The organism is Exiguobacterium sp. 8H (assembly GCF_902506255.1).
GTDB classification, from domain to species: Bacteria; Bacillota; Bacilli; order Exiguobacteriales; family Exiguobacteriaceae; genus Exiguobacterium; species Exiguobacterium profundum.
In genome coordinates this window covers 1-7,399 of sequence record NZ_LR733436.1, presented here as the reverse complement: position 1 = coordinate 7,399, position 7,399 = coordinate 1, and the positions used below count along the sequence as shown (strand labels likewise).

The 7,399-nt window shown below is 61.1% G+C and carries 9 protein-coding genes; all 9 read left to right on the top strand.

The genetic code is table 11. The features are described from left to right. Positions 1 to 344: hypothetical protein (locus tag GVY43_RS15305; protein WP_159563726.1), on the top strand; the 344-nt coding region annotated here is incomplete at its 5' end. A gap of 534 nt (positions 345 to 878) precedes the next feature. After that, positions 879 to 1,223 carry a hypothetical protein gene (locus GVY43_RS15300; RefSeq protein WP_159563725.1) on the top strand — a complete coding sequence of 115 codons (345 nt, stop codon included), beginning with the start codon at positions 879 to 881 and terminating at the stop codon, positions 1,221 to 1,223. A 3-nt stretch (positions 1,224 to 1,226) separates the two neighbouring features. Further along, positions 1,227 to 1,544, top strand: a complete 318-nt coding sequence (locus GVY43_RS15295; RefSeq protein WP_159563724.1) for a hypothetical protein — start codon at positions 1,227 to 1,229, stop codon at positions 1,542 to 1,544. Between the two features lies 1 nt (position 1,545). Continuing rightward, entirely contained in the window at positions 1,546 to 2,922 is a 1,377-nt protein-coding gene (gene mobP2 / locus GVY43_RS15290) for a MobP2 family relaxase (protein ID WP_159563723.1), read from the top strand. A gap of 47 nt (positions 2,923 to 2,969) precedes the next feature. Next, positions 2,970 to 3,377, top strand: coding sequence for a hypothetical protein (locus GVY43_RS15285; RefSeq protein WP_159563722.1), 408 nt, complete (start codon positions 2,970 to 2,972; stop codon positions 3,375 to 3,377). A gap of 65 nt (positions 3,378 to 3,442) precedes the next feature. Further along, complete coding sequence (locus tag GVY43_RS15280; RefSeq protein WP_159563721.1) at positions 3,443 to 3,958, top strand: hypothetical protein; 516 nt, start codon at positions 3,443 to 3,445, stop codon at positions 3,956 to 3,958. 5 nt (positions 3,959 to 3,963) lie between these two features. Next, complete coding sequence (locus GVY43_RS15275; protein WP_236548998.1) at positions 3,964 to 4,554, top strand: class D sortase; 591 nt, start codon at positions 3,964 to 3,966, stop codon at positions 4,552 to 4,554. Positions 4,555 to 4,561: 7 nt separating this feature from the next. Next, on the top strand, positions 4,562 to 5,086 hold the full coding sequence (locus GVY43_RS15270; RefSeq protein WP_159563719.1) for a hypothetical protein: 525 nt from the start codon (positions 4,562 to 4,564) through the stop codon (positions 5,084 to 5,086). A gap of 95 nt (positions 5,087 to 5,181) precedes the next feature. Next, on the top strand, positions 5,182 to 7,399 hold a 2,218-nt coding region (gene topB, locus GVY43_RS15265), incomplete at its 3' end, for a type IA DNA topoisomerase (RefSeq protein WP_159563718.1).

The window sequence follows — 7,399 nt, the reverse complement described above, 5'->3', positions numbered from 1 at the left end:
GACTGTTCACGTCGGACGGCGTCGTGAAACGTGTCGACGCGCTCGACGCGGACGCGGACGCGTTCCGGGAACGGACGCACGACCGCCTCGTGGCGGAGCTCGAATGGCGTGTCGAATCGTACGAGGAAGCGATCGTGAACCTCCTGTATGAGAACGAAGAACTCGTGAAACGGAACGCCCAGCTCGACGCCCAACGGGCGAACAAGTCGGACGAGGAACTGCGCGAGATCGACAGCAAGATCACACAGAACACGACGCGGATGACGACGAACGAGCTCCAGATCGAGGAGCACGAGGAGGCACGCGACGTGACGCGTGAACGCCTCGAATCGCTCGCGAACTGATCGCCCGATCGACAAAAACACGACCATCTTCGTCACCGAAACGTGACGAAAACGGATCGTACATCGCGCAAGTCGCGACATGAAATCGACAGATTGGCACTCAAGTAGCTTGTGTGTCAATCGCGTCATTGGGAACAGAAAAACAAGAGATTCGCCGACCAAAAAACGGCGAGTGGATGACAGGGGAGCTGTAAAAAAGGAGGGAGAACAAAGGAGAAAAACAGGGAGAACAAAAGAGAAAAGATGAAAAAAGAGGGAGAAAAATAGGAGAAAAATCACGTTTTTTTGATATCGTTCTGAAATCGCGGTACTACCGCGATTTGGGCCAATTTGATACACATGTGATATCAAATTACAGTTATGCTCTAGTCACCCTCTCCCTTGCATCCAAGTGGCTGGTGTACAAACGTTCTCCCTGTCATCTGAGAGGCGACTTGATGAACATCAAACTGAACAATAAACGTCTGCCTGGAAACGGGCGGACGTGATCCGGGAAACCGAGAAAACGAATGGATTTGGAGGAGGAACGAGATGATGGAAACGAAAAAAACAACGGGCGGACGTGTGCGACCACCGAAGCGGTCGACAGAGAAGATGGATGTACTGGTACGTGGGTTGAGCAAACCGGCCGTCGAGTTGTTGGACACGCGAGCGGATCAGGTCGGATGGAGCCGGAACGAGTTGATGGTGTACATCCTCGAGGCCTATGCGGACGGGGACATCCGTCAGCGATCGGTCGACTGGCAGGTCGTGCGGTCGGTCGAGTTCTTGAACCTCGCGGACCGGATCGAGGGCGTCGAGGACGTCCTCGTCGAGGTCGCCCGACGACTCGATGAGCGTCTGCCCGTCACCCGAAAACGTGACCGGGAGGAGGGGTGAACGATGCACAAAACGACGACATCCGAACTGTATGCCTACCGCCCACGTGCGATCCGCGCGGTCGTCTTCCGGCTCGAACCGGAGGCACAGATCGAGCTCGAACGCATCTGTGAGCGGTACGGCTGTGACTCGGAACAGGAGGCGCTCCACGTCATGGCGATCCAGTCGGCGGCCTTCGCGAGGCTCCGTCTCGAAGGCAATGGCGACCGGTCGCGCATCCGTCTGTTCCACGAACTGAGACGCTCAATCGATGCCAAAATCAGACGCTGGAAACAGGAATGGATGACGCGGAAGATGACGACCCGAAAGGACGTGCGCTGACATGTCCGGCACGCCCGGTATCGTCCTGAAGTGTCAGTATGACAGACCGACGAAGACGCGCGAGATCGGGTCCGTCGCCTCCTACTATGCATACATGAACCGATTCGACGAGATGGAACTCACCGACACGGAGGATCGCATCGACCCCACCATCGAACGGTATACGACCTATATGGAAGACGAACAGAAGACGCGCTCGCTCGGCGTCTTCACGGGCGAACGGGACACGATCAGCGAGACGGAACGGGCAGACCTGATCGCCCGGTTCGACGACTCGATCGAACGCGACGGGCATCTCCTGAAGGACGTCGTCTCGTTCGACAACCGGTGGCTCGAGGAACAGAAGTTGTACGACGCGAGGACCGACCGGCTCGACGAGGGACGCCTGCGTGACGCCGTCCGTGACATGATGGACGGCATGGGCAAGAAGATGGACCGGGACGACCTCCTGTGGGTCGGGTCGATCCATCGCAACACCGACAACATCCACGTGCACATCGCGACCGTCGGTGAACAGGAGCCGTTGACCGAACAGGAGGCGTTCCGCAAGGACGCCGTCCGCGACACGATGAAGAGCCGTCTCCTGTCCGGGCTGACGGACCGGGACGTGGAACTCGAACGCCTCAGGGCGTTGACCCGTGACCGGATCGTCGAGCCGCTGCGTGACGAACGGCTGGCGTGGTCCGACCCGACGCTCGACCGACATCTTGACGAGATTCGGCGACGTCTCCCCGCACAGAAGAAAGAACAGAACTACAAGAAGATCAAGGAACATCATCCCGAACTGCGGGAGCTGATCGACCGGGCGAGCACGCACTACCTCGAGACGCACAAAGCGACCGAATGGACCGACCTCAAGGCGGGCTGGGAGCGCGAACAGCGCGTCCACGTCCGTGCCTACGGGGGCTCGCCACGCTTCGAACGACAGTACGCCGACAACCGGCGGGCCGACCTGTACCAGCGCCTCGGGAACACGCTCCTCACTCAGGCGAAGGCGAGACCTGATGTGACCGAAGACCTCGCCCTCCCGACCATGGGACGGGAAAAGGGGACGCCGTCGGAGGGACAACCGAAAGGGAAATCGACACCCGACACGCGGAAAACAGGCAAGTCAGCGGTCCCGTCCGTCCCCCGGAAGGACAAGAGACGGGGGACGAACGGGAAGCCGGGGCGTGGCGCCCCGGTAAAACCAGAGACCCCCCGCCGTCAGTCGATCACGGCCCTCGCGCCTGCGGCGCGGGCCCTCCCAATCTCCGACGGGCGACTGCTCGACCAGCTCGACCGCACCGTGCGCGAGGAGGAACGTCGTCATGAACAGGAGTACCGCCAGCTTCGTGCAAGGGCGATGGCACGAGAACGTGATGAACTTGACCGATGAATCAAAGGCAACGAACGATAGAAAACATCATAAGGAGAGTGTTGGAAATGAACCTACGTTCCATAAAAATCAAAGAAGATACTTACGAGATGTTGATGAGGATGAAAGAAAAGAACAGTTTTGCTTCCATGGATGATGTCATCCGACATTTTCACCATGAATATGCGGTCATTGAAAACGTCAAGTCGCGGCTCCAACAACTGCAACAGGAAAATGATGCACTGCATCGGGCCTATGTCAAACAACAGAATGTGTCCCACGAGCTGAAGAATTTGCACGAAGCAGTGGAGACCATCGGTAAAAAAATCGAAACGAGGATGATTGGTACGAAGCATCCTCGGGATAGGACGGGTGAATCAGCTTCGTTCATCTATGAGCCAACTTTTCTCAAAAAACGTACAAGTCAGGTCCGTTTCTCTTCCAGAAGAAAAAAATCACAGGGAAAGAAAAGTTGAGAACAAATCATATTCCTGAAACGATGAAGAAATAGGTCTGAACATTCAAAAAGGAGTGGGGAAAAATGAGCTTGCGTACCGTAAAAGTCAAAGAAGACACGTATGATATGTTGCTGGAAATCAAAGAAGAGAACAACTTCGCCTCCATGGATGATGTCATCCAGTATTTAAGGGAGGAATGTTTGGAACAGCAGATCGCTAAGACGCGGATGGAACAGGAGAACAATATCCTGAGACAACAGACGAGTGAACAGAAGGCGACCCTTCGGGCCCAACGGTCCATCGAGAACGATCTGGCCGTCCTGATGAAGACGTTCGACGGGTATGTCGAGATGATGGGCGTGTTCGCCGATCATGTCCAAGACCATTTCGTCTCGCTCGGATCGCCAAAATCCTTCAAGAGCCCGTTCGCCTATGATGAGAAAAACTGTCAGCGTCTCTATCGTCTCTCCAAACCGATCCTAAGCAATGTCGCCCGCGAACTACGCAAAGAAGAACTCGAAGCCAAACAGATGGACGCGGCCTATCGGAAGGGCAGACGGCACGTCGAGGCACCCGGAGGAGAGGGGGCGACACAGTGAAGGTCATGCGCTGGCTGATCGCGCTCGTCCTGTTGGCCAGCGGGGTCGGGCTGTACCTGTACCCGAGCTACCACCATGCGACCCAGGGCGCGGAGATCGACGAGCTCGCGCTCGCGATGCAGGCGCTCGAGTCGTCGGAGGAGCGCGTCCCGTCGCTCAACCCGAAACAACGGGCGAAGCTCGAAGGCGCGATCCGGCTCGACATCCCGTCGATCGGGCTCTCGGGCCCTGTCCTTGAGACGACGACGGCGGAAAACCTCGACGTCGCCCTGACAAAGGTGGCGCCGACGATGCGTCCGGGCGAAGGGAACCTCGCCATCGCGGGACACCGGAGCTTCGTCCCCGGACGCCTGTTCAACCGTCTCCCGGACGTCGAGCCGGGGGATGTGGTGACGATCACCGACCCGGCGGACGGGGCGACCTACCGGTATGTCGTCGAGGAGGAGTGGGTCGTCAAACCGGAGGATGTGAGCGTGCTCGAACCGACCGAGACCCCGTCGCTCACGCTCATCACGTGCACCCCGATCGAGACGGCCGAGAACCGGCACATCGTGCGGGCGACACTCGTCGACGCGTCGGCCAAGGAAGTGAGGTGATCGTATCATGTTCGCATCCATCGAGGGGACGTATCCTTGCTTCCGGCGCCCGCACCGGATCGGCGACGTCCTCCATGTCGACGGCACCCCGGCCCTCGTCCTCGGCATCGAACAGATCTGGTTCGACTACCGACCCAGCCGGGTCATCGTGCAGTATACCGTCCAACACCTGGACGTCCCCGTCCCGAAATCCCATATGTTCCCGGTCTTCCCGACCGACAGGGGTCTGTTCGAGCTCGGGGCCAGGGTGAAAGGGAACCGGCTGCTCGAACGCACCGACCCGTGGTCGCGAAAGGATCGGCCACTCGAACACTATCGTCCCGGCAACGTGGTCGACTTCAAGGGACGGAGCTACAAGATCGTCGAGTACACCGACATCGACCTCGACGGGACGGACTATATCGTGCGCTTCAGCGTCCGCCCGATCCGCCCGATCCGTCCCGAAGAAGCGCGGGCGAAGTGGTTAGAAGAACGAAAGGCGCGCGTCGGGCTCCACGTCCTCCCGCATCCAGACGAAGACGAGCACGAATGACCAGAACGAACCTCTTGACCAATTGACCGATGTAGACCAATCCAAACGAAGAAGGGGGTGTGGCCCTTCCGCCGACATGCGGGAGGGCTTTTCCTATGGCCAAACTATTGATACTCGCAGAGAAGCCGGCCGTCGGCCGTGCGATCGCCGAGACGTTGTTCCCGGGCGCCAAGCGCGCCGACGGGTACCTCGACCATCCCGACGCCCGCATCACGTGGGCGATCGGCCACCTCGTCACGCTCGCGGAACCGGAAGACTATCACCCGGAATGGGCGCGCTGGGACGCGGACACGCTCCCGATGGTGCCCGACCCGTTCCGGCTCAAGCCGGTCGAGAAGACGAAGGACCAGCTCAAGAAGATCAGACAGGCCGCGAAAGGGTGCGACGCCATCGTCAACGCCTGTGACAGCGGACGGGAGGGGGAGGCGATCTTCCGGTTCATCTACGACCACCTCGGTCTCACGTTGCCGATCCGGCGCCTCTGGACGCCGTCCCTGACCGAGGAGGGGCTCAAGAAGGCGTGGGCCGACCTGCGGGACGGTCGGGACTATGAGGCACTCTACGCCGCCGCGCGGGCCCGTTCGGAAGCGGACTGGCTCGTCGGGCTGAACGCGACCCGGGCGTTCACGACACGCCACGGCGGGCACGGCGTCGTCTACTCGATCGGGCGCGTCCAGACGCCCGTCCTCGCGATGGTCCACGACCGCGACGTCGCGATCCAGGCGTTCCGCCCGGAGACGTATCACGTGCCGACGCTCACGCTCGACCAACAGGGGAACCGTTTCGAGGCGACCTGGTCGGGCGAGCACCCGACCGGGCGCCTCACGAAAGAGGAGGCGGGGCGGATCAGCGGACAGGCGCACGGGGCGACCGTCACCCTTGACCCAAGACGGGACACGGCACGCCGTCAGGTGCCCCTCCTGCACTCGCTGTCGACGCTCCAGACCGAGGCGAACCGTCTGTATGGGTACTCGGCGGACGAGACGCTGAAGACGGCGCAGGCGCTCTATGAGACGCATAAATTGCTGACGTATCCGCGGACGAGCGCGAACCATGTCACGGAGGACGAGGCGGGGATGATCCGCGCCCTCGTGCCGAAGGTCGTCGGTCGCCATCCGGTGGCCGGGCAGGTCGACGTCGAGCGCGCCCTCGGCTCCAAACGGTTCGTCGACGCGTCGAAGGTCGAGGACCACCACGCGCTCCTGCCGACCGGGAAACCCTGGCCGGATGGTCTCGGCGAGAAGGAACGGAACGTGCTGACGCTCGTCGAGCGTCGCCTGATCGCGCACTGCCTGCCGGTCGAGACGAAGGAACGGGTCACGGTCGACATCGAGGCCGGGGGCGAGCCGTTCCGCGCCCGTTTCGCCCAGGTCGTCGACCCGGGATGGACGGTGCTCTTCCGTGGGGAGGAGGACGAGACGGATAAGGACAAGGAGGACGCCACCCTGCCCCCAGGCATGCAGATCGTGCCGGGACCGGCGACGGTCGTCGTGGCCACGACGAAGGAGCGAGTGACCCGCCCGCCCGTCCCCTATACCGAAGGGACGCTCATCCAGGCGATGAAACAGGCCGGGCGCCACATCGAGGACGAGGAGGCGCGCGAGTCGGCCAAAGGGCTCGAAATCGGGACGGAGGCGACCCGGGCCGCGACGATCGAGCGTCTGAAGAAGGTCGGCTACATCCGTCCCGACGGGAAGAAGCTCTGCGTCACGGACAAGGGCCGGGCGGTGATCCAGCTCGCCCGGTCGTCCGGGCTCCATCTCCTGACGAGCCCGGAGATGACGGCCAAATGGGAGTCCGCCCTCGGCCTCGTCGCGAAGGGCGAGGTCGACGCGAAGGCGTTCGTGAAGAAGGTGGAGGCGTTCGTCCGTCACCTCGTGACGACGGTCAAGACACAGGAAGGGACCGAGACGACACGACGGCTCCAGGAGACGGCGGACCGGGACCGGGTCGTCGGCACCTGCCCGGAATGTGGCGGGGACGTCGTCGAACGGAAGAACTCCTATTCATGCGAGAACGAATCCTGCCTCGTCGTCCTGTGGAAACAGATCGCCGGCAAGACGCTCACCCCGTCCCACGCGAAGACGCTCCTCGCGGGCGGGACGGTCGGGCCGTTCAAGATGACGTCCAAACAGAAACGCCCGTTCGAGGCGGCGCTCACGTACAAGAAGAGCGGGGACGCGGGCCTCTACAAGCTCGAGTTCGTCTTCGGCAAGAAGTCAGGGACGGGACGGAAGCGCACGTCGCGGAAACAGGGCGCGGTGGCGGACGACATGGCGGGGATGCCGAAAGGGGCACAAGCATTGCTGGACA